We start from the raw sequence: 18,823 nt of genomic DNA on the forward strand, positions 1-18,823 counted from the left end.
ATGGAAACTGCATTTTCCTTAAGAAAGCGTTTAATTCGTTATACGTCTATTTTTAGTATCTTACTTGGTTGTGTGTTGGTTTTTTCAGCATATAAAATTTCTTTAGAAGAGATCAATGAAATTTTAGATGCTCAGATGGTCTATCTGGCAGAGCGGGTGGAGTTAAATCCACGCCCCATTGAAAGTCATTTTGATATACACAAACGCTATCATGAAGAAGATTTATTTATAGATGTTTGGGCGTATGCTGAACCTAAACAAGCCCAAAATACGCCGCATCATGTCATTGTTGAGCCTAAGCAAAAAGCGGGTTTTTATAGTCAAGAAACTGCACACGGCACATGGATTACCTACATCCTACCGACTGCAAATTATCAGATTCAAATCAGCCAGCAGGAAAAAGTCAGAGAGCATTTGGCTTTAGAGCTTGCAGGCAGTATGTTTCTTCCATATTTACTGATCATTCCATTTGCGTTGTTGGGCTTGGTTTATATTATACGTCGCAGTTTAAAGCCACTCGAGGACTTTAAATCTGAACTTGCAAAACGTGATTCAAACTCCTTGGTGGCAATTCAAAATGCCCACTATCCAGAAGAATTACTGCCGACGATCCATGAAATGAACCATTTGTTTGAGCGAATTTCTGTTGCTCAACAAGAACAGCGACAATTTGTGGCAGATGCAGCACATGAGTTACGCACACCCATCACTGCATTGAATCTGCAAACTAAAATTTTGATGAGTCAGTTTCCTGAAGAGGAAAATCTACAAAATTTAAGCAAAGGTTTGGCACGGATGCAGCATTTGGTTACGCAACTGCTTGCCTTAGCAAAGCAAGATTCTTCATTAAGTCATGAAGTTCAAGTGACTCAATTTAAGTTGAATGATGTGGCACTCAATTGTGTAGAACAGTTGATGAATCTTGCGATGGAAAAAGATATCGATCTTGGCTTTGTGCGTAATGAAACAGTGATTTTAAAAAGTGTAGAACATAGTCTTCATTCAATCATTTTTAATTTAATTGATAACGCAATAAAATATACCCCTGTTTCAGGCATGATTAATATATCAGTGTTTGAAGATATTCATGATTCTGCCTATGTTTTGATTGAAGACAGTGGTTTAGGAATTGACCCAGAGATGTACGATAAAGTCTTAAAACGTTTTTATCGCGTACATCATCACTTAGAAGTGGGCAGTGGTTTGGGATTGTCGATCGTGGATAAAGCCATTCAACATTTAGGTGGTGAACTGTCTTTATCCCGTAGTGAAGAATTGGGCGGACTCAGTGTCTTGGTCAAAATCCCAATCCAGTGTGATATCAAAACCGAGAAGTAAAATGATTGGAAAATAAATGATCCCATTTCTACATTAATGGAAGTGGTTCATTTTTCTTCATATACTGAAAAAATTCTAAACATTTTTGCATTCTACGACCATCACTACCAAGTTTACCCAAATTAAAGTTCGCAACCCAGTTGAGTTTATTGCCGATACGGCAAATTTCGTTGTATTTTGATTTACTTGGATAAATTTCTCCAATAAAAATATCGCAAGCTTGAGCAAGCTCATCATCATTAAAACGGAATGCTGTTGAGAAAATAAAACATAACCAATCTCGAATTTGGCAGGTTTCTAAGTCCAGCACTTCACCGGGATCTGTTTCAAAGTCAATAAAAGTAAATGTTTTGTCCTTATTGACTAAAATATTTCGTGCAAATGCTTCGCTTAAATAACTGTCTTTGTGGTGTACAGCTTGAATGGCAAAGATTGCTTCACGATAAAATTCGAGTTTTTTAGCTGTATTTCCTTCCATTTGTGCCAATGCCTGATCAAGTTGCATGACATCTTCACCATGATCAGCAGCATCTTCAATCAAGATTCCTTGTGAACAATTGGCTAAAATTTGTGGCGTTGGAATACCAAGGGAGTTTAATTCTGTCAGACGATGAACTTCACAATAAATCGATTTACTACCACCATAATTTGGAATAGGGGTGAGTGCTTCAATATTGAGTATACGTGCAACCCATTTTAATGGGACATAAATCCAAGCCGAGTGGCGTTCAGAGGCTTTTTTAAGCCACACTTTGCCATCACCCAACTGATAAGACTGAATATTCTGGTCTTGAATCTTAAGCGAATTGCGGAGAAATTTAGAAAAATTACTCATATTTTGCACGTATAAGATTACTAAATTGGCACAAGTATAAACAAAATATAAAAAATTGTAAAAATTAAGATTGCTTTAATAATTTAATATTTAAATTCTGACAAAAATGTAATACCTGAATGTTGCATATAGCGATACATCATTTGATTTGATATTTTTAGATTGGAATAAAAAGCAGATCAGCGCTTAAATAAGCGACAATGACGAGTAATTTGTTTTTAAAAGTCTAATACATGATTGCTTTTGTAAAAGTAAGCTTTGGAATGATTTTTAAATGTGGCTAAGCTCTATCAAGCATGAAACTTTTATCATGACATCGAAATTAACTGTATGAAGATCAAGTTTGCAATGTCACGTTTTACGTTTAAAGTTTTAATCACTTTGTGTAGGCGATGCTTCACGCTAGAAACACCACCTTTGTTTCATCGATATTTAAAACGATGTCAGTATTGAATGCTCATTTTGACGCATGCAAGAAGCTTATTTTTAGAATCGCATTTTTAATAAAGATAATAGTATATGGCTGAATATTTTGGATCGTTAGGTTGTAAATTTTTTATAAAAAATACGATAAATAATTAAATTAAAAGTGAAAATAATCCAGCCTGTCCAAAGGTTATGGCTAAGAAAATGCGCACCACGCATCATTTGCCCCCAACCCGTAATCAAACCAAGCACCAGACCTAAGACTAAGAAAAAATAAGCAATTTTAGAATTTGACTGTCTAAATACAAAAAAGCCTGTGAGCAGTGAAAAACCTGTGCTGGCATGGCCACCCGGAAAACAATGTCCATTGCTTGCAGAAAAATCCCAAACATAGCCTAAAGCAGTTGGTTCTGTCATGGACCAAGGACAGGCATGTGCTGAGTGGGATTTGAAAATACCAATCAGTGCAGTGGATAAAACACTAATAAAAAATAAATAGCCCAATTGCCATTGATAGGTTTTTAATTTTGCAACTTTAAAAGATGCAATCCATGAAATTAGGACTGCAATATAAAAGGCAATGACAATATGTTTAAGTAGCTTGTGATTAATTTCAATAAGAAACCAATTGTTCTTGAGTGGGAAATGACCAGTGCTATCTATCCACGGCTGGATAAAATACATATCGATTGCGCCGCCAACAGGAAAGACAAAGAACAATATTAAAAATAATATTCCTAACAATAAACTGTTATTTATGAAAAATTTATTTGTATCGGAATAGGGCATGAGGCGAGTCACTCAATATAATCATTTTAATCTGCGCTTATTAGAAAAAAACAACCTTAAATTAGACTTAATTGTTGAATAATGAGCAGTCTTATTATTGGGCGGCGATACGGAAGAAGAATATCTATGATTATTTTAAGATAGCTATTTTGAATCAATGTCTTTAAGGTGAAGATATTCTATTTTAAAATTTTATGGTGAAAATTATTTTATTGTCATTTCTAGGCTATAAAAAAGCGGCTTTTCAGCCGCAAAATGTATAAAGTTAAAACTGGACCTTGTAAAAGCTTAAAACATTGCATCTTCAGAGTTTGCAGAAATTTTATGAATCGAGAGATCTGCACCACGAAACTCTTCTTCTTGTGTTAAACGAATTCCCATAGTGGCTTTAAGCATACCATATACGGCAAATCCACCTGCTAAAGCCAGTAAAATGGCAAGTAGCGTACCTATCAGCTGAGATATCAAAGATACTCCGCCGATTCCTCCCAACCATTGCTGACCAAATAGACCCACAGCAATACCACCAAATGCACCACAAACCCCATGCAATGGCCAAACTCCGAGTACATCATCAATCTTGAGTTTATTTTGTGTATAGGTAAACAGTTTAACAAACAGAAAACCTGCACAGATACCAATAAATAAAGCGCCAATCGGATGAACCACATCAGAACCCGCACAAATTGCTACTAAACCTGCTAAGGGACCATTATGTAAAAAACCAGGGTCTTCTTTTCCAAAGAAATTTGCAGAAAGTGTGCCACCTACCATTGCCATGAGTGAGTTCATGGCAACTAAACCTGAGATTGCATCTAAGCGTTGGGCACTCATGACATTAAAGCCAAACCAGCCCACAATTAAGATCCAAGAACCGAGTGCTAAGAAAGGAATAGAAGAGGGTGGATGTGCGCTGACACGACCATCCTTTTTATAGCGGCCATTACGCGCACCAAGTAGTAATACTGCTGCAAGCGCAATCCAGCCGCCCATCGCATGGACCACAACAGAGCCCGCAAAATCATGGAAGCTTGCACCAAACGTATCCGTTAACCACTTTTGTAGGCCGAGATTACCATTCCATGCGATCCCTTCAAAAAAAGGATAAACCAGCGCTACTATAAATAGAGTTGCAATGGCTTGAGAACGCATTTTGGCACGTTCTGCAATACCGCCAGAAACAATGGCGGGAATTGCTGCAGCAAAGGTCAAAAGGAAAAAACAACGCATCAAATTGTAGCCATGCTCAGTTGAAAGCGTAGCACCGGTATGGAAAAAGTGTTGCCCATACGCAATATAATAACCGACAAAGAAGTAGGCGATTGCTGAGATTGAAAAGTCAGTAATGATTTTACTGAGTGCATTGACTTGATTTTTATGGCGAACTGTTCCCAGCTCTAAAAAAGCAAAGCCTGCATGCATAGCGAGTACAAGCACTGCGCCAAGCAAGAGAAAGAGTAGATCAACATTTTGCATATACGATTCTTTTTGGTGCTATTTGTCACAAATTGGTTCAAGTATAACCAACGATTTGAATCCGTGAAGTGTTTGGCTGTATGAAAAAATAGATCAACAATTTCAAAATATTATTAAGACTCGATATAAAGCAAAAGTATGCACTAAATTGGAATTTATGCACTAACTTGATGCAATAAGATATTCTGGCTTATTTTTAAGATACTGATAATTATTGATTTTTATTTATTGTATTTCACCTTAAACCTACGCTGTCAAATTTTAATCTAAAAATAAACCGATAAAATGATTGAGTTAAAATTAAAAAATAACTTAATGATCAATTTTTGGAAACACCCACACTGCAAGCTTGATTTTTGTATTCGAAACGGTTTCTTTGAAATTTTTGACCGTTCCATTTATACACAGCAAAGCATTTACTTGAGTCATTGATGGCAATATCTGGCCAACCATGCTTTCCTAAAGTTGATAGAAACTCAGGCGTTCCATGACTGTTAAATATTCTCACCCATTGTTTATTGGTCTGTTGGGTCACAATATAAAATCCAATTCCTGTGTTTGCATAGCAGCCGACACCACCATCGACTACAACAGCATCAGGGCGACCATCTTTATTAAGGTCACCATAATAGGAGATATTGCCAAGACTACAGCGGCTTTCCCAGCCAAGATTGGTTTTTTGAAACTTTGCGCTTTTAAAAATTTGTGTTGCCGTTTCCTCAGGGACTTGCGGAGCCGCTGCATAATTAAGCGAGGCCAAAAATAGTGATAGAACACCACTGCTGAATATTATTATATTTTTCATCATCATATCGATTATTTTGTGATTGAATTAACATTATTTTAAAAATATGTATTTTTATCAAGCTTTTGTTGTCATGCTATTGTATTCATCTTCTGATTCAAGCAATATGTCAAAGGGATTAAAATTATATTGTTTTTAATTTCAAATGGTTGGTGTGTTATTGTATGATTTAATCAGTTGTAAATAAATGTTTAATATAAAATCAATTTGCGATTAAACGATGAATGAAGTGTATAAAAATGATGGTGTCTAAAACATATTGCAATTTTTTAGTCTATTTGGTGGCGTTCTTTGGTTTCTGTCTTTTTGCTGAATCAGTGAGTGCACAACCCAGCCAATATAAAATCTATAAATCTAAACTGTTGCAGTGTGGAGAAGCAACTTTTCAAGTTATTTCACAATGCGATGATGCTAATGATGGTGCAGAGTCAGGTAGTGCAGGACCTTTTCGAGCGTCATGTTTATCCAGTCAATTAGCGGTAAACTGGAAAGGTCAGCAAAAGATACTGAATTTTCCCATGGCAACAGCACAACAGAAGAAAATATTAGCAAGTAAAGGCTATGCTTTAAAACCTGAGATGAAAGTAGGGGATTGGTCACCACAAAGTTTAGCTTGTGGTCAAGCCGCTGGTATTGCAGGACATTTTGTGGTGGTCAATCAGGCAACCACCAACGATATTAATCAAGAATATCACGGCAAAGGTTCATTGAGTGATGAACCCATTTTGCTGAATTTAAACGGAACTTTTACTAGTGAAACACTTAAAGCAAAAATCTATGCTTTGTTAAAGCAAGATCAAGTGAAGATTTCTAAAGTGATTGGTGCAAATGCAATTTTTGCGGATGAGAAATAGATTTAACAGAGATAAATCCGTTTAATTTTGTCATCTGTTAAGAAGAAGGCAGATGCAGCACAAGTTTCTTCGAGGACATTGACTGAAACACCATCACCTTTAAACTTTAAATAATGTTTAGGGTCTATCTGTTCGTCAGCAATAATATCGCCATTTTCTCCAAAGCGATATTCTTCATCGACATAGATATTTGTTTTAGGTGCGACCTTGAATGTAGCAAAAATATCTAAATCATCACCTTCTTCATTATTTTGATAGTAATAAACTTTATCACTGTCCGAAATACGGAATTCAAACAGATATTTCATACCTTTTTTATTGGGATTCTTTAAGACTTGGAAAGCATCTCGTTTTCCATCTCCATCAAAATCGATGAGTAATGGCTTTTTGAGATATGTCGTATCGACTGAATAACCTTGAGGGCGTTGTGTTGGATTATTGACAAGGTGGTCTGGCTCTGGCTGAGCAGCAATTACAATAGATTCTGCTTTTGTTTGAGTAGGTTGGGAGGTTTCTTGTTTGGCTGGCTTACTTTCAGTTGAAGTGCTGGGATTCTCATGACATCCAATGAGAAAAATAAGGGTGATGCATAATAAAAATTTGTTTTTCATATAATTTGAATCATTCAATGATTTTGAATGTTGAAGATTCTATCCTAAAAATTGATTTTTTGATGCTCAATGTCCTAAATTGGAGATATAGTCGTGTGTTTTATATGTGCCAGTTTGCTGTTTATACTGATTTATCACCACAATGGGGAATATTTTGAACGCATCAAATTCTGATCAAGCTTTGTCTGTCGTGATTACAGGGGGTACACGGGGAATTGGTTTTGCTCTGGCAGAAGCTTTTTTAAAGTTAGGTTGGTCTGTGATGATTTCGGCACGAAATGCAGCGCAGTTAAATCAGGTTGTTGCAGATTTTGCGCAACGCTATGCACCAAATCGAATTTATGGGGTGGCTTGTGATGTGGCTCAATATGAAGATTTACACAATTTATGGAAAGAAACAGTTTTAAAGTTTGGTCAGGTCAATGTTTGGATTAACAATGCAGGTACCTGTAATGCAGCAAGAGCATTTACCGAGATTGCCAGCTCAGATTTGGAAAGTGTAATCAAAACCAATGTGCTTGGAACAATGTTGGGTTCGCAAGTGGCTTTAAAAGGAATGATGCAGCAAGGTTTTGGTCAAATTTTTAATATGGAAGGTTGGGGCAGTCGTGGCGAGTGGAGTGTAGGGATGACGCCTTATGCAACCAGTAAACGAGCAGTTGCTTACCTGAATCATGCCTTAAATAAAGAAACCAAGAATAGTGATATTTTGATTGGTACGCTCAGCCCCGGAATGGTGGCAACAGATTTATTGATTTCTTCTTGGCAGCAGGGTGAAGTTAAAAACTGGCATAAAATGAAATGGTTATTTATGTTTGTGATTGACTCACCTGAGAAAGTGTGTGGTTATTTGGCGCAACGCATCAGTAAGAATAAGAAGAGCAATGCGCGTATTGTCTGGATGACACCATGGCGTTTGTTACTTCGTTTTTTCCAACCTTATTATTGGAAAAGGAATCCTGTACAGGGGACGGCTTTGGATCAGCTTAAGGAATAGTGTTTTGGATTTAAATATGGAGTTTGATTAGAAAAATAACAATGAAAAAGCTGAATTCAGTATGACGCACTTATAAAATACAGAGTAGTGCATGCATCTGTTTTAGGAAAAAATAAAGGGCTTGAACTTGGATAAGTATATTTCTTATAATCTAATAAGATTTGGTAGAAAATCTTAATAAAAATTTTACCAACATCACATCATGCTCTTCAGTTCAACAGCCTTTCATATAACCAGTAACTAGAGCATTTATAAATAGAGCATTCAGTGCTGAAAATATTTGAATAATTAAGAGGCTCTTATGTTTATTAAATACGGTTTAACAATAATTAGTCTATGCGCTACAACAATACTTTGGGCAGGATCAGATTGGGATTATCAAAACCCTAAAGATTGGGCAAGTGCAAATCAACAATACCAAGCGTGTGCAGGAATAAATCAATCTCCAATTGATATTCGAGATACGGTGACTGCGAATTTACCACCATTGGAATTTAATTATCACACTACAGCAAAGTCTGTGCAAAATATTGGTCATACGATGCAGATTGAGTTTAATCAAGGAGCAAGTTTAGTTTTAGATGGACAGACATTTTTACTGGAACAATTTCATGTACATAGTCCAAGTGAAAACAATATTAATGGCCAAAGCTATCCCATGGAATTACATTTAGTGCATGCTTCCGATAAAGGTGAATTGGCAGTTGTCGCATTAATGTTTCAACATGGATTGGAGAATGAAAAACTAAAACATATCTGGAATTCTTTGCCAAAAAAAGTGGGTGAAAGTAATCAGCTATATTCAAAAAATAAAGCAGACAGCTATTTACCCAATAACTTAGAGTATTACCGTTTTAATGGGTCTTTAACAACACCGCCGTGTTCAGAAGGAGTACGATGGGTGGTGTTTAAGGAAATTCAGCAGGCATCTAGTGAGCAAATTGAGTCGTTTATGGAGTTAATGGGACATCCAAATAATCGCCCGATACAACCGATTGGTGCGCGGTTGATTTTGGAGTAATTCAGGGTAAAAGTAGATCAGAGGATCTACTTTTTTTTAATTCTTTTTGTGGCATTTACTCAGGAAAAGTCTTTTATTTTCTATGCATTAACGTTATTCGTTATTGGAATGATGATGTGTTAAATCAAACTGAGGCGGTGTTGGATGGTTTACGGAATATCTGTATTGAATTGAAAGACACCTCTCCCTAACCCTCTCCTGAAATTGCATTAGAGTCTCTACAAAAAGATGTGTAGATACCAATGCCCTATGGGAGAGGGCTGGGGTGAGGCTGATTAATATTTTTAAAAAACAAATATTTATTTTTAATAATTTAAATTATAATTTTGCGATAATTTAAATTTTTTAATAAAAAGTGAGTACTATGATTTTAAATTTGTTGATAATTTTGGCTTTGTTGATTTTTATCACTCTTGTTGTCATCGTAATAAAAAATAATAAAAGTTCAAAAGATACGTCTTATCCTCATCAAAAAGAAATGAATGATTCGCAATCAACATATTGGACTGAAAGTTTCAAAGTCCAATCAGATGAAAAGCGTAAAGACATGATTGATGCTGAAAAAATTGGCTTTTTAAAACTGAGTTTAAAAGACGATGGTTTGATTGATTTAAAGCATCAACTTAATCTTTCAAATATACAAATGGATGTATTGATTCAAGAAGCTCCTAAGTCGCTTAATCGATTGATTATAGATTTTGGGTGTGTCTATGATCATGATGGTGACGAAGATGTCCGCTATGTACCTGTAGAGCTTTCTACAGAGAGTGTTACGTTAAATTTTGATCAGGCTTTTTTTTGTTGTTTTTACTTGGCGGATCGAGAGATTTATTCATACAATATTTCTGATCGCTGGAGTGATGAAAATGCAACTTTGGAACAAGCCTATAAGCAATTTACTCAAAAGTTAGCAATCTTACTTAAACAGGGATGGAAAAATTATTATTTACCACATGATGCTAGATATGCAGTTTCATGCGAAGAACGTTTATTAAAAGAGCAACAGCATACAATTTTACCTAATCAATCCATTTTATCTTTTGAACAATTTTGTAATTGTTTAGAGGGTGATCTTCATGCAATTGATCTTAATCTATATTTAGATGGGATCTATATGAGTGTTTTTTATGATAATGCATTTTCGGTTTCGTTCGAAATAAATAAGGCAAATAATTTATTATCTTATAAAAGTTATTGTCCAGAAGGTCTTGATGATGTGAATGAAATTGAAGATTACAAAGTAAAGGCGAAACTACTTCGCCACAAAGCAGAGCAAGAAGCGAGACAAAATGGTTTTGAAATTGATGAAAGTTATACTGACCCGATATAAATCAAGAAATTATTCAATTACGTTTTTTAGAATCATGAATGATGATCACAATCATTTGTGATCATCATTGAGATAAACTCTTCAAAACTATTACAAACTTTATTATGCGTATTACAGATTTCATAAATGCCGAATTCATTACCATATTCATCTAGTTTTACTGCATATGCAGTCATCCAGAGTAAGAATTCTGAAATGACAAAACAATTTGCATGAGGAAAGTCTTCAGTCCCATTTAAATCTTTTACAGGTCTAAATTCAGCTAAAGAAAAGAAAGAATAGCCCTCATCACCAAAATTGGCTTCACCTGTACCATTGAAGAAAATAAAATATTCTTTAAAAATTTGTGGAAGTTTAACTCCGTATTTTTGTTCAAATTCTAAAGTTTCTAAGAATGTAGTCGGTTGATTGATACGTACATTTTGATTGATGAAATGTTGTTTTAATTTTTGAATAACCATAATTATTTTACTCAAAAAAGAAGGAAGCTTAATTAAGCTTCCTTCTTTAGAGGCAAAATTGCAAGCTTCGCTTAAAGCGCCGCAATTTGTTCCATATTGGCTTTAATCTTGGCTAACTGATCTACAAACTCAGCAAGTTTAACTTTTTCACCTTCAACAACAGCAGCAGGTGCTTTAGCCACAAAGCCCTCATTTGCAAGTTTAGAGGCAATTTGGTCATGCTGTTTTTGAACCTTGTCTAAGTCTTTTTGCAAACGAGCAAGTTCTGCTTTTGGATCAATCAAGCCTTTCATTGGTACAAATACAGACACATGACCAACAACAGAAGATGAAGACAACGGTGGTTGCTCAGCATCAGTTAAGAAGGTAATGCTTTCAACTTTAGCCAAAGCTTTAAACAATGGTTCAATACGTGCAATTTGTGCTTTTTCAGCATCAGTCGCGTTTTGAAGCAATACAGGCAATAAACGTGCATTACCTAAGCCCATTTCGCCACGAATATTACGTACAGCACCAATCAAGCCTTGTAGCCCAAGCATATCTGCTTCTGCCTGTTCATTGATGCGTTCAGGGTTCGGAACAGGGTATGGCGCAAGCATGATGGTTTCACCACTAATACCAATCATTGGTGCAAGGGTTTGCCAAATTTCTTCAGTTAAGAATGGCATGATTGGATGTGCAAGACGTAAAGACGCTTCCATTACAGAAAGAAGTACACGACGAACTTCTGCTTTACGCTCAGCCGATACGTTTTCATCATTCAGTACTGGTTTGGTCAGTTCTACATACCAGTCACAGTATTCATTCCAGATGAACTCATAAATCGCTTGAGCTGCTAAATCTAAACGGTAGGTTGCAAACGCTTGTTGAACAGCAGCTTCTGCTTTTTGTAAACGGCTGACAATCCACTGTTCAGGAAGTTCCCAAAGATCTTGACGGATTTCCTGACCAATTGGCTGTTGTTCACAGTTCATCATCACGAAACGGGTTGCGTTCCAGATTTTGTTGGCAAAGTTACGATAGCCTTCAACACGTTTCATATCGAACTTAATGTCACGGCCTGTATTGGCAAGTGCGCAGAAAGTAAAACGAACCGCATCTGTACCGTAAGCTTGAATACCTTCAGGGAATTCTTTACGCGTAGATTTCTCAATTTTTGGTGCATCTTTAGGATTCATTAAACCAGTGGTACGTTTTTGTACTAAGGTTTCAAGATCTACACCATCAATTAAATCTAATGGGTCAAGTACGTTGCCTTTAGATTTAGACATTTTTTGACCTTCACCGTCACGAACCAAACCATGTACATACACAGTTTTAAATGGAACTTGCGGTGTACCATCTTCATTTTTCATGAAGTGCATGGTCATCATGATCATTCGGGCAACCCAGAAGAAAATGATGTCAAAACCAGTAACCAATACATCCGTTGGGTGGAATGTATTTAAGAAATAGTTTTCTTTATCTTTTGCTTCATCACCGGTCCAACCCAGTGTAGAGAAGGTCCAAAGACCTGAAGAGAACCATGTATCCAGTACATCTTCATCTTGGTTTAATTCAATATCAGCAGCGATATTGTTTTTTTCACGAACTTCTTCTTCAGAACGACCAACATAAATGTTGCCTTCTGCATCGTACCAAGCTGGGATACGGTGACCCCACCACAATTGACGAGAAATACACCAGTCTTGAATATTGTTCATCCAAGCCATATACATATTGCTGTATTGCTCAGGCACAAATTTGATATCGCCGTCTTTTACTGCTTTGATTGCTGGCTCTGCAAGAGGCGCAATTTTGACATACCATTGGTCGGTCAATAATGGTTCAATGATCACACCTGAACGGTCACCGCGTGGTGGTTTCAGCGTGTAGGGCTGAATTTGGTCTAACCAACCTTCAGCTTCAGCTTGTGCAACCAATTTTTTACGTGCAGCAAAACGTTCTAAACCGATATAGTCAGCTGGTGCTGGGATAGTTTTAGAAATCGCTTCGCCAGCTTTTGCGATAAACTCAAAATCAGCTAAAACTTCGGCATTTTTGTTGAAAATGTTGATGATTGCGAGTTCACAACGTTTGCCCACTTCATAGTCATTGAAGTCATGTGCAGGGGTAATTTTTACACAGCCTGTACCGAATTCTTTATCAACATATTCATCTTTAACAATCGCAACCGCACGACCTGTAATCGGCAGGATAATATTTTTACCGACAAGGTGTGCATAACGTTCGTCATCTGGAGCAACTGCAACAGCAGTATCCCCCAGTAATGTTTCTGGACGGGTGGTTGCAACCACTAAATAATCGTGGCCGTCTTGAGTACGTAGTGACTTATCCTCAAAGAAGTATTTGAAGTGCCACAATGAACCTTGTTCTTCTTTATCTGATTCAACTTCTAAGTCAGAAAGTGCAGTTTGTAGTTTAGGGTCCCAGTTTACCAAGCGTTTGCCACGGTAAATCAAACCTTGTTCATGCAGTTTTACAAAGACTTCTTTAACAGCATTTGAAAGGCCATCATCCATGGTGAAACGTTCACGTGACCAATCTACGGACGAGCCAAGACGACGAATTTGACGGGTAATTGTACCGCCAGATTGTTCTTTCCATTCCCAAATTTTATCGATGAATTTTTCACGACCTAAGTCATGACGACTAATGTCTTGAGCTGCCAATTGACGCTCAACTACCATTTGCGTTGCAATACCCGCATGGTCAGTACCTGGTTGCCATAAAGTATTTTTACCAGACATACGATTGTAACGTGTCAAGGCATCCATAATGGCATTGTTAAAACCATGACCCATGTGCAAGCTACCCGTGACGTTCGGTGGCGGAATCATGATACAGAATGAATCGCCTTTACGAGACGGTTGGAAATAACCTTTCTCTTCCCAAGTCTTGTACCATTTTTTCTCGATCTCGGTAGGATCGTAGGTTGTAGCAATATTTTGCGCTGAATCAGTCATAGTAAAAACAGATCAAAAGTAAGTAAAAAATTGCATTCATTGTAGCAAATATTCATTAGGAATGTTGATTCCTGTTATGGCATATTTACCTTGAATTAAATGCAGCAAGCAAATCACGAAAATACAAGATGCATTTGTTGCTCTTATTGATCTTAAATATGACAAATGTTGGATATTGTGAGGTTTTAACTGAGTCATATTTACAAATGCGTGTTTTAGATATTTGATTTATTAAGAGTATTTGTTGTTTATATTCAACAAATAGCAGCAGTTAAAGACAATGCAAGATATTTCAAGTTTTGCTAAGATCAATACTGAATAGGACAAAACAACAAAAGGACAGATAACAATGCAGTATAAAATCGATTTATTGATTAAACAGCAGACGTACCAAGAGTTAAAAAGCATTACTCAAAGTTTGAATCATGGAGAAAAAAAAGATCTGGCAAAACAATTAGGCAATGTCTTTACTGAAATGTCATGCCAAGTTTTAGATCAGGTATTTGGAACCTTACTTGATGAACAACGTAAAAATGACGCACTAGATGTGACAGGCAAGAAAAAGCTTAAAGAAGCTGAACAGATTTTTGATCAGATTGAAGGGGCATTAAAAAAATATATGCCGTGGTCGATTTCTTTTTTTAGTAATGATCGTCTAAAACCTGTGGCAAACCATATTCTTAAAAAATTTGAAGATTCAGATGCAACTGAAGTGGTGATGTATTACCAATTAGACCGTAGCCTAGGGGAAGAAGCGACCAGCAATATTCAAAAAGTCATTCAAGGAGATACCAGCGCTTTGCCAGTGACACTGAAAAACTTGGTTAAAATTATTGACCTCGGTGTCTCAGAGTTTATCCGTGATCCTAAGACTTTATTAAAATTTAACTTTGTGGTCGATAAAACTTTAAATGGTGTGATCAATATGATCACCAGTACAGGCTATAAGCGCTTAGAAAAAGTTGGCGATGAATACAATCCCCGCAATGTAGAAAAGGCGCAACATTATGCAGTGCACTTTAAAAAGTTTTTAGTTGAGGCTTAATCTCTAAAAACGGAGGTTTGATTGATTTGGTGCGTCACGTGGTCTAATATTTATTCACCATATTCAAGAGCATAATAAAATGGAAAGCTTAGAAGGAAAGGTGGTTTGGATTACAGGCGCATCTTCAGGGATTGGTAAAGCCTTGGCTGCTGAATGTGCTTTGCAAGGTGCACAAGTGGTTTTAAGCGCAAGACGTTTAGAAGAACTTGAAAAAGTTCGTATAAGTCTTCTTAACCCAGATCATCATATTTCCGTGGCAATGGATATTACTGATGAAGCGCAAGTACGCCATGCCTATGAACAAGTCTTAGATGAAAAAGGGCGTATTGATTGGTTGATCAACAATGCGGGCTTAAGCCAAAGAGCGTTGATTGCTGATACCACAATGCAAACTGAACGTGCGATTATGGAAATTGATTACTTCTCTCAAGTGTTTTTAACCAAATTGGTTTTACCAACCTTTTTAGCTCAAAAATCTGGGCGAATTGCGTATATTTCTAGCGTTGCAGGCTTATTGGGGACGCAATATCGGGCATCTTACTCTGCAGCAAAAGCAGCGATTCATATGTGGGCAAACAGTTTACGCGCAGAAGTGGCACAAGATGGTGTCAATGTTTCTGTTATTTTCCCTGGTTTTGTGAAAACCAATGTATCTTTCAATGCCTTAAATGGTGCAGGAAAAGCACAGGCACATCAGGATGAAGCCATTGAAAATGGTTTAGAAGCTGATGATTTTGCGCAGAAAACAGTTTCCGCTTTATTAAAGGGTCAAGAATATATTGTCGTGGGTGGGCGCAAAGAAAAACTGGGTGTGTTGGTTTCTCGTCTATCGCCATCGACACTTTATAAAATGATTCGTAAGATGAAAGTAAAGTGATCGAAAATTCATAAATTTTGCATGTATTGATAAGGCGTTTATAAAATTTATAAGCGCTTTTTCTTAATATGTTCCGTCTCTATCTATAAGCACAAAAAACCATGTGAAATCTAATGAAAATAATTTTTAAAATCATCAGTCTACAATTCCTATTGATCAGTGCTGTTTATGCAAATATTTGTGATGATACTCAAGTTGTCGCGCAAATATTGAAGCAGGCTAAAATTGTAAAGCTTGAACAGTCTTTAATCGACTGTAAACTCGATCCGGTCGATAATTCAAATATGATCATGGCTTATGCGCAATGGATTCCTGTAAAAGGTCATCCAGAAGAAGGCGATTATGCTTTAAATTTATTTAAGTTTAATCCAAAAAATTTAAAGCTTGTTTATCACTATGTTGTTGCAGAACGTATGGTTTCGGATGCAATTAGCTTAAATTCAATCCAGCTCGATACAGCAAATTATAAAGTCACTGATTCAAATCGAGCTTTGGGTTTAAGATTAAATTACTCAGGTCACTCACAACCCTTTCCTTTTTCTATGCAAGTGTTAAATTTATATGACTTAAAAAATAAAAAGCAAATCTTAGATAGCCTGATAGTTGAACGTGATCGGGCAGAAACAGATATGCAGTGTAATGCAGATATTGAAGAACGCGCTTCAACCTTAGTCATGCAGTCAACCCAAACCAAGAAATATACGGATATTTTGGTCAATAGCAAAATTAAACGCTACCAGATGCAAGTGATAAACGAAGATTGCCAAGAAGTTAATCATCACTCATCGCAACAACGGTTTGTTTTAAAATTTGATGGGAAAAAATATCAATTTCCTAAAAGCTTTAAAGATGAATATCAGTACCGATAGGCAATATAAGCAGTTGGATAGTAATGTTGATTATTGAACATTCATCTTCTCGTTCGCGAGTAAAAATAGCAGTGAGCTAAAAGATGAATGCTTTTAAAATAATAGGATATTTGAAAGGGTAAAAATCGAATGCTTAATGTATTCTATTGAAGTAGTTTAATAACAATTCAGCATTTTTGCCCCTTAATTGCCATGACATACAGCGTACTCCACCGCCCATATGGCACACTTGTGCAGAGTGAATTGGAATGACAGTTCGTTTGGTTAGACGACGAATTTGCTGTAATGCCAGTGCATCTTGTTTAATACCAAATTGCGGAAAATAAATACGTTCAGGCGTAACCAGCATATTGGTATATAAACCACAAGCAGAACCAAATTTTTCATCATAAATTTCACTGCCATCATAAGGTGTGGTGATTTCATGAATTTTGATATTTGGAATACCGCGTTTTAAATCAGTTTTTAACTGTTTGGCGTAGTCGGGGTCTTCAGGATAGGTGTTAATCACTAAAGTATTCTGATCTATAAAGCTTACGACACCATCCGCATGTTCTAAACCACCTTGTTCATCCGCTTCAATAAATGCAATATGTTTCGCACCTGTCAAACGGATCAGCTGTGCTCTAGCTTGTGTTTCGGTTAAATGATTGTCAGCTAAGAACTTGGTGCTTAACACAACATTGCCATAACCATCTTCAACCCAATTACCACCATCATTGAGCAGTTGGGTCTGGGTAAATTTTAAACCAGCCTTTTGGCTATAGGCTTTAAAGTCTGCTTGAACATCATCAGAGATGGTTTGGGCTTTTTTGGTTCCGCCTTGTCCTGCCGCAGTATAACGAAAAAGAACTGGTTGATTGGGATTGGCACTACTGAAATCACGCATCCAAATATCTTGCATAGGTGCGATGGTGACATGCTGTTTACCCAATGCTTTGACATAATCAGGGTAAAGTTGTTGATCGGTTAAGATCATCACATTGTCACCGTTTTGAATAATTTTCTTTGCATAATCGACGTGAAAATCAAAAATATCATCGATTTTTTCTGCATAGTATTTATCCTGACTTTGTGGTGAAGCCAATACAATCAATTCTGCATTTATTGTGAATGGAAGCATAGACAGTAATCCGATACTTATTTTAAGTGCTAAAGCTTTCATGATGTCTAACCTGTTCATGAAGTTAAGATTCTTTCATTTTTGTTATGGTCAAGGTATTCCCAGATTTTTACATCACCAGAATACAAAATCAAACCGTCCAACAAAGATCGTGTATTCTAATGAAAAAATCATGATGATTATTTAAAAAGAGGAGTGAGATTAAGTTGCTGTTCCATAGGCAAAGACTTCAACCATTCCACCTTGCATACTGAGTTCTGTGGTACTTAAGCGTAAGCCCATGATATGCGTTGCTCCAATATTTTCAGCTTCCTGTTTTAATCTAACAATCGCTTCTCGACGTGCACGTTCTACGACACTTTCATATGTGGTTAAACGACCACCAAAGAAGTTCTGAATTTGCGCGATAATATATTTAAAATAATCATGCGAAATCACCACATTACTACTGATCAGTTGTCCATGATTTTCAGAGACTTGGAACTTATTGGTATCAATACGAATATGAGCAAGCCGTTGTTCATTGTCTGTCAATTGTTTTAAATGCTTTTGTTCGATAAAACGTCCAAAACCCCAACCAATAAAAAACAGAACCAGTGTGAGCCCAATTTTAAAAATTAAACCATCCATCTGTTTCGCCTATTTTGAAAATGGGTCAGGGAGTTGAGTTGTGGTCGGTTCAACAATGACCGCAGTACCATAGACAAAAAGTTCTGATGCGCCTTGCGCAATATTAGAGGTGGAAAAACGGATTCCAACAATTGCATTGGCACCTAAACCATGTGCTTTTTCAATCATACGATTCATGGCTTCTTGGCGTGATTCTTCTAATAACTCGGTATAGCCTTTGAGTTCACCACCGACAATATTTTTTAGACCAGCCATAAAGTCACGTCCAACATGTTTGCTACGGACGGTACTTCCATAAACGACATCGAGTTGTTGCTTTATGACATGTGCTGGAACAGTTTCTAAATTACTGAGTTTCATTTTAAATATT

At 36.6% G+C, this 18,823-nt stretch carries 18 protein-coding genes; 8 read left to right on the top strand and 10 right to left on the bottom strand.

Features of this window, described 5'->3' with window-relative positions:
* Entirely contained in the window at nt 1–1,338 is a 1,338-nt protein-coding gene (locus AS4_RS04875) for an ATP-binding protein (protein ID WP_096733389.1), read from the top strand.
* A gap of 28 nt (nt 1,339–1,366) precedes the next feature.
* Here AS4_RS04875 and AS4_RS04880 read toward each other — a convergent pair whose 3' ends face one another.
* The 4 genes from AS4_RS04880 to AS4_RS04895 form a co-directional block, all read right to left on the bottom strand.
* Nucleotides 1,367–2,173 (bottom strand): BUD32 family EKC/KEOPS complex subunit, encoded by an 807-nt coding sequence (locus tag AS4_RS04880; protein ID WP_096733390.1) that lies wholly within the window; start codon nt 2,171–2,173, stop codon nt 1,367–1,369.
* Between the two features lie 540 nt (nt 2,174–2,713).
* A complete protein-coding gene (locus AS4_RS04885; protein WP_096733391.1) occupies nt 2,714–3,388 on the bottom strand; it encodes a phosphatase PAP2 family protein in 675 nt (224 codons plus the stop codon).
* A gap of 288 nt (nt 3,389–3,676) precedes the next feature.
* Nucleotides 3,677–4,864, bottom strand: coding sequence for an ammonium transporter (locus tag AS4_RS04890; protein WP_096733392.1), 1,188 nt, complete (start codon nt 4,862–4,864; stop codon nt 3,677–3,679).
* Nucleotides 4,865–5,183: 319 nt separating this feature from the next.
* Nucleotides 5,184–5,669 carry a hypothetical protein gene (locus AS4_RS04895; protein WP_096733393.1) on the bottom strand — a complete coding sequence of 162 codons (486 nt, stop codon included), beginning with the start codon at nt 5,667–5,669 and terminating at the stop codon, nt 5,184–5,186.
* A gap of 239 nt (nt 5,670–5,908) precedes the next feature.
* Between AS4_RS04895 and AS4_RS04900 the strand changes: the two genes are divergently transcribed.
* Nucleotides 5,909–6,523 carry a hypothetical protein gene (locus AS4_RS04900; protein ID WP_227548128.1) on the top strand — a complete coding sequence of 205 codons (615 nt, stop codon included), beginning with the start codon at nt 5,909–5,911 and terminating at the stop codon, nt 6,521–6,523.
* 2 nt (nt 6,524–6,525) lie between these two features.
* Here AS4_RS04900 and AS4_RS04905 read toward each other — a convergent pair whose 3' ends face one another.
* A complete protein-coding gene (locus tag AS4_RS04905) occupies nt 6,526–7,134 on the bottom strand; it encodes a hypothetical protein (protein WP_096733395.1) in 609 nt (202 codons plus the stop codon).
* A 154-nt stretch (nt 7,135–7,288) separates the two neighbouring features.
* On the opposite strand from AS4_RS04905, the gene AS4_RS04910 reads away from it, so the two are divergent.
* The 3 genes from AS4_RS04910 (at nt 7,289) to AS4_RS04925 (ending at nt 10,482) form a co-directional block, all read left to right on the top strand.
* Nucleotides 7,289–8,131 (top strand): SDR family NAD(P)-dependent oxidoreductase, encoded by an 843-nt coding sequence (locus AS4_RS04910; RefSeq protein ID WP_406565191.1) that lies wholly within the window; start codon nt 7,289–7,291, stop codon nt 8,129–8,131.
* A 301-nt stretch (nt 8,132–8,432) separates the two neighbouring features.
* The gene (locus AS4_RS04915) at nt 8,433–9,152 is read left to right on the top strand and encodes a carbonic anhydrase (protein WP_034616171.1); all 720 of its coding nucleotides are present in this window, start codon (nt 8,433–8,435) and stop codon (nt 9,150–9,152) included.
* Nucleotides 9,153–9,516: 364 nt separating this feature from the next.
* Nucleotides 9,517–10,482 carry a hypothetical protein gene (locus tag AS4_RS04925; RefSeq protein WP_096733397.1) on the top strand — a complete coding sequence of 322 codons (966 nt, stop codon included), beginning with the start codon at nt 9,517–9,519 and terminating at the stop codon, nt 10,480–10,482.
* A 32-nt stretch (nt 10,483–10,514) separates the two neighbouring features.
* Here the strand turns inward: AS4_RS04925 and AS4_RS04930 are convergent, their stop codons facing one another.
* Nucleotides 10,515–10,943: an SMI1/KNR4 family protein gene (locus AS4_RS04930; protein ID WP_096733398.1), complete on the bottom strand. Its 429-nt coding sequence runs from the start codon at nt 10,941–10,943 to the stop codon at nt 10,515–10,517.
* A 71-nt stretch (nt 10,944–11,014) separates the two neighbouring features.
* Nucleotides 11,015–13,909 (bottom strand): valine--tRNA ligase, encoded by a 2,895-nt coding sequence (locus AS4_RS04935; protein ID WP_096733399.1) that lies wholly within the window; start codon nt 13,907–13,909, stop codon nt 11,015–11,017.
* 349 nt (nt 13,910–14,258) lie between these two features.
* Between AS4_RS04935 and AS4_RS04940 the strand changes: the two genes are divergently transcribed.
* From AS4_RS04940 to AS4_RS04950, 3 genes are all read left to right on the top strand, one after another.
* Complete coding sequence (locus tag AS4_RS04940) at nt 14,259–14,954, top strand: hypothetical protein (protein ID WP_096733400.1); 696 nt, start codon at nt 14,259–14,261, stop codon at nt 14,952–14,954.
* Between the two features lie 79 nt (nt 14,955–15,033).
* Complete coding sequence (locus AS4_RS04945; protein ID WP_004722584.1) at nt 15,034–15,831, top strand: SDR family NAD(P)-dependent oxidoreductase; 798 nt, start codon at nt 15,034–15,036, stop codon at nt 15,829–15,831.
* Between the two features lie 113 nt (nt 15,832–15,944).
* Complete coding sequence (locus AS4_RS04950; RefSeq protein ID WP_096733401.1) at nt 15,945–16,700, top strand: PA3715 family protein; 756 nt, start codon at nt 15,945–15,947, stop codon at nt 16,698–16,700.
* A gap of 133 nt (nt 16,701–16,833) precedes the next feature.
* Here AS4_RS04950 and AS4_RS04955 read toward each other — a convergent pair whose 3' ends face one another.
* The 3 genes from AS4_RS04955 to AS4_RS04965 form a co-directional block, all read right to left on the bottom strand.
* Nucleotides 16,834–17,865, bottom strand: coding sequence for an agmatine deiminase family protein (locus AS4_RS04955; protein WP_096733402.1), 1,032 nt, complete (start codon nt 17,863–17,865; stop codon nt 16,834–16,836).
* Nucleotides 17,866–18,024: 159 nt separating this feature from the next.
* Complete coding sequence (locus AS4_RS04960) at nt 18,025–18,453, bottom strand: YbjQ family protein (RefSeq protein WP_096733403.1); 429 nt, start codon at nt 18,451–18,453, stop codon at nt 18,025–18,027.
* Between the two features lie 9 nt (nt 18,454–18,462).
* Nucleotides 18,463–18,813, bottom strand: a complete 351-nt coding sequence (locus AS4_RS04965) for a YbjQ family protein (RefSeq protein ID WP_004819546.1) — start codon at nt 18,811–18,813, stop codon at nt 18,463–18,465.
* Nucleotides 18,814–18,823 lie beyond the last annotated feature (10 nt).

The organism is Acinetobacter guillouiae, assembly GCF_002370525.2.
GTDB lineage: Bacteria > Pseudomonadota > Gammaproteobacteria > Pseudomonadales > Moraxellaceae > Acinetobacter > Acinetobacter guillouiae.

What these genes read in the sequence shown, in the direction of transcription:
- AS4_RS04940 (WP_096733400.1), top strand. Translation starts at nt 14,259, where the DNA reads ATGCAGTATAAAATCGATTTATTGATTAAACAGCAGACGTACCAAGAG.
- AS4_RS04955 (WP_096733402.1), bottom strand. Translation starts at nt 17,865, where the DNA reads ATGAAAGCTTTAGCACTTAAAATAAGTATCGGATTACTGTCTATGCTT.
- AS4_RS04895 (WP_096733393.1), bottom strand. Translation starts at nt 5,669, where the DNA reads ATGAAAAATATAATAATATTCAGCAGTGGTGTTCTATCACTATTTTTG.
- AS4_RS04890 (WP_096733392.1), bottom strand. Translation starts at nt 4,864, where the DNA reads ATGCAAAATGTTGATCTACTCTTTCTCTTGCTTGGCGCAGTGCTTGTA.
- AS4_RS04950 (WP_096733401.1), top strand. Translation starts at nt 15,945, where the DNA reads ATGAAAATAATTTTTAAAATCATCAGTCTACAATTCCTATTGATCAGT.
- AS4_RS04965 (WP_004819546.1), bottom strand. Translation starts at nt 18,813, where the DNA reads ATGAAACTCAGTAATTTAGAAACTGTTCCAGCACATGTCATAAAGCAA.
- AS4_RS04880 (WP_096733390.1), bottom strand. Translation starts at nt 2,173, where the DNA reads ATGAGTAATTTTTCTAAATTTCTCCGCAATTCGCTTAAGATTCAAGAC.
- AS4_RS04930 (WP_096733398.1), bottom strand. Translation starts at nt 10,943, where the DNA reads ATGGTTATTCAAAAATTAAAACAACATTTCATCAATCAAAATGTACGT.
- AS4_RS04915 (WP_034616171.1), top strand. Translation starts at nt 8,433, where the DNA reads ATGTTTATTAAATACGGTTTAACAATAATTAGTCTATGCGCTACAACA.
- AS4_RS04945 (WP_004722584.1), top strand. Translation starts at nt 15,034, where the DNA reads ATGGAAAGCTTAGAAGGAAAGGTGGTTTGGATTACAGGCGCATCTTCA.
- AS4_RS04925 (WP_096733397.1), top strand. Translation starts at nt 9,517, where the DNA reads ATGATTTTAAATTTGTTGATAATTTTGGCTTTGTTGATTTTTATCACT.
- AS4_RS04960 (WP_096733403.1), bottom strand. Translation starts at nt 18,453, where the DNA reads ATGGATGGTTTAATTTTTAAAATTGGGCTCACACTGGTTCTGTTTTTT.
- AS4_RS04935 (WP_096733399.1), bottom strand. Translation starts at nt 13,909, where the DNA reads ATGACTGATTCAGCGCAAAATATTGCTACAACCTACGATCCTACCGAG.
- AS4_RS04905 (WP_096733395.1), bottom strand. Translation starts at nt 7,134, where the DNA reads ATGAAAAACAAATTTTTATTATGCATCACCCTTATTTTTCTCATTGGA.
- AS4_RS04900 (WP_227548128.1), top strand. Translation starts at nt 5,909, where the DNA reads ATGATGGTGTCTAAAACATATTGCAATTTTTTAGTCTATTTGGTGGCG.
- AS4_RS04875 (WP_096733389.1), top strand. Translation starts at nt 1, where the DNA reads ATGGAAACTGCATTTTCCTTAAGAAAGCGTTTAATTCGTTATACGTCT.
- AS4_RS04885 (WP_096733391.1), bottom strand. Translation starts at nt 3,388, where the DNA reads ATGCCCTATTCCGATACAAATAAATTTTTCATAAATAACAGTTTATTG.